This window comes from Flavobacterium sp. (assembly GCF_043778725.1).
Lineage (GTDB): Bacteria > Bacteroidota > Bacteroidia > Flavobacteriales > Flavobacteriaceae > Flavobacterium.
In genome coordinates, this window is the sequence record NZ_JAYWFT010000008.1 from 1 (window position 1) to 2,719 (window position 2,719).

At 33.7% G+C, this 2,719-nt stretch carries 1 protein-coding gene; it reads left to right on the forward strand.

The window, feature by feature from the left end; genetic code table 11:
• Positions 1 to 2,505: T9SS type B sorting domain-containing protein (locus ACH2CG_RS01390; protein WP_395061450.1), on the forward strand; the 2,505-nt coding region annotated here is incomplete at its 5' end.
• Between the last annotated feature and the right edge of the window lie 214 nt (positions 2,506 to 2,719).

The window sequence follows — 2,719 nt, forward strand, 5'->3', positions numbered from 1 at the left end:
GTTGAGTTTTGCTCTAAATATACTGCACTTTCTAGCGATACACTTATTGCATTTGATAATGTGGTAGGAAAAGACCCTGCTTGTGAGGTTTTATCTACAAAAAATGTTGCCTACGAAGAAGGTATTTGCGCTACACCAGTCAATCCGATTTGTTTGGATGTAAATAAAAAATCATCAGTCTTCAAAGTAACTGCTGGTAAGACATACCGTTTTTGCCGTCAGATTATTACCAATGGTGGTGACCCAGATTGTTTAGGAAAAACATACCAAACATACTGCGCTTTTTTGTGGAAAGTAAGCAGTGGTTCTTCTTTTTCTAAAACTATCTGTAACGGAGAAAGTGTAAAAATCGGTACAATCTCTTACAATACAACGGGTATTTATACCAATACTATAACAGGAAGTACAGGTTGCGACAGTACGGTTACGGTTAATTTGACTGTTTTACCTGCTGCCAATAGCACTGTTACTACCTCTATTTGTAATGGAGATAGCTACATAATTGGTGCTAATAAATATGATAAAAGCGGAACATTTACTTCGGCTGTAAAAACAAAAAATGGTTGCGATAGTACGATTACGCTCAACTTGACTGTTTTACCTGCAAAAATTGCTGCGGTTAGCAAAACAATTTGCTTTGGCGAAAAAATAACGATTGGTACAAATACTTATGACAAATCAGGTGTTTATACAACTTCTGTAAAAACAAATGGCTTGAGTTGTGATAGTACCATTAGTTTGACTTTGACTGTTTTATCTAAAATTGGCTCTACCTTACAAAAAACAATTTGTAACGGTCAGACATACGTTTCTAATGGAAATCCAGCATACGATAAATCAGGTAAGTACGATGAAAAATACAAAGCAAAAAATGGCTGCGACAGCACTTATACTGTCGATTTGACCGTTTTACCAGTCCTAAAATCAACTGTAAATGCTAGTATTTGTGACGGAACAAGCTATACGATTGCAAATCAGACTTTTGATAAGCCTGGTACTTATCCAATAGTTGCTAAAAATAAAATTGGTTGCGATAGTACCATAACGCTTATTTTAAAAACAAGTAACAAAGTAGAAATTAATACTGTAAAAACTATTTGCCAAGGGCAAAGCATAAAAATTGGAAATACTACTTATACAACTTCGACCACAACCGAAATTACTTTGCCAAACAACGGTAATGGTTGTGACACTCTTATAAAATTGAATTTGACAGTAAACGAAAAGACAAAAAGCTCAATTACAAAGACTATATGTTTTGGGCAAAATGAATTAATTAATGGTATTGAGTACAAAGTAACAACCAAACAAACTATTATTTTTCCAAATAAAAAAGGTTGTGATAGTACAGTTACTTTAGATTTGACTGTTTTACCTGAGAGTAAAGAAGAACTTTTAGGCTCTATTTGCAGTAACGGAGGTAGTATAAAGATAAAAGACGTTACTTATACCAAAAAAGGATCTTATCCGTTGGGCAAAACTGGAAAAGATAAAAATGGTTGTGATATTACAACAACAGTTATAATTGTAGAAGATAATATTCCAGCAGCAGCAGGAACTCAAAAGAGTCCGTCATGTGCAGGGAAAACAGATGGTAGTTATGAAATAACTTCTCCAACAGGTGCTGAATATACTTACGTATGGAGCGATCCAAAAGGAAATGGCACTAAAATTACAGGTGTAAAGGCTGGTACTTATACTGTTACGATAACAACTACCAAAAGTGCTTGTAGCCAAGTATTTCCAGTGGTAATTGAAGATCCAAGATTAGATATTAAAGAAAATATAACGTCAGCAGCTTGTAATGACGCTTCAAACGGAGCTATTACAATAACTTCTCCATCAGAAGCTGGTACTATTTACAATTGGGCTTCGGGACTAAAAACAGCGACAATAAGTAACCTCAAAAAAGGTACTTATGCTGTTACTGTAACAGATAAAGATGGTTGTGTAGCGAACAAAACGATAACAGTTGGTGCTGACGCTGAACCTACACTATCAGTTACGCCAAAAAATGTTACGGTTAATATAGGAGAAACAGCTTCTTTTACATTAAATATAAGTAATATCGTAAATCCAGTGATTACTTGGACACCTACTGCAAACGTAACTAAAGTTGGAAATGCTTATCTTATAAAACCTACTGGAATTACTGAGCCTCAAGTTTATACTTTTACGGTAAAAGATGCGAATGGTTGTTCAGCTACTACAACGGCTAGTGTTCTAGGACAATTCAAAATCCCAGCAGTATTTACTCCAGACGGTGATATTGAAGTAAATAAAATCTTTACTCCTGTTAAAGATGAAAAAGTTACTTCTAATTTAGTTTATACTACATTTTTAGTATTTAACAGATGGGGCGAAATAGTCTATGACAATCCAAAAGACCATAAATGGAATGGAATGTTTAAAGACAAAAAATGTCCTACTGATGTTTATATTTACAAAATACAAGTTCAAGATTTAGAAACAGTTTTTTCTGGTGAAATAACTTTACTACGATAGATTTTACAAAATACATTAAAAAACGCTCGATTCTTTTCTTAACAGAAAAAATCGAGCGTTTTTTTTATTGTAAAATATTGATAATCAGCATATTACTTTAATTATCTTCATTTATTTAATTACTGAAAACTTCGGAGAACTATTGAAAATATCCAAATCTATTGAAATTAGCTTGGCTTTTTGCCGCCGTGCAATGGTGTTTTCACCTTGCACA